The organism is Halomonas sp. B23F22_20 (assembly GCF_043496985.1).
Lineage (GTDB): Bacteria > Pseudomonadota > Gammaproteobacteria > Pseudomonadales > Halomonadaceae > Halomonas.
On the sequence record NZ_JBIEKH010000122.1, the window covers coordinates 1 to 600 of the forward strand.

The following is a 600-nucleotide window of genomic DNA, read 5'->3' on the forward strand; positions in this document are numbered from 1 at the left end:
CTGGACTGACACGTTCACCTACTCCAAGGGGGATCGTGCCGGTCAGACAGGCGTTAGCCTGAAGGCCCGCCTGCTGTTCATCAGCTGGATCAAGGTCAACGGTGAGGAAGTGTACCGAGCCCAGCCTCGAGAAGAGGCGACGGGTCAGGAAGCGCAGCCGTCACCGGAAGCCCAACCCTCCAGCGACGCTGGAACATCTAATCAACCTGCTGCTGCGCCTGCAGCTGCAGGTGGGGCCGCCGGCTCATTCGAATCGCCGGTCATGGCCTGAATATCAACCAACCGCCCAATGGGGAGCTCTCCCCATTGGGCGGGGGCTCTCCAGGGCATTGAATACTCTGGAGGAAGCCTATGAAACGAACGTTTTTGCTAACGCTTAGTCGAGCGATGACGGATGTTGTCGATCGAATAAGCACAGCCGTTGCATCAGCCTGCCTTGTGGCTGATCTACTGGGTCGAGTGATTCGCCCAGATATGCAAGACAGCATCACCCCGATGGCGGGAGCTGCGGGGTTTTTCCTGCTGGCATTGGTCGCCAGCTGGTTAAAAGCTATACTGGATAAGCAGATTGCTGAAGCCAAGGAAGATCGGAAGAGCACA

The 600-nt window shown here is 57.7% G+C and carries 2 protein-coding genes; both read left to right on the forward strand.

What is annotated here, in order from left to right:
* A partial coding sequence (locus ACGTN6_RS20900) for a DUF3577 domain-containing protein (RefSeq protein ID WP_394595022.1) occupies positions 1-271 on the forward strand: 271 nt, incomplete at its 5' end.
* Positions 272-351: 80 nt separating this feature from the next.
* On the forward strand, positions 352-600 hold a 249-nt coding region (locus ACGTN6_RS20905; RefSeq protein WP_394595023.1), incomplete at its 3' end, for a hypothetical protein.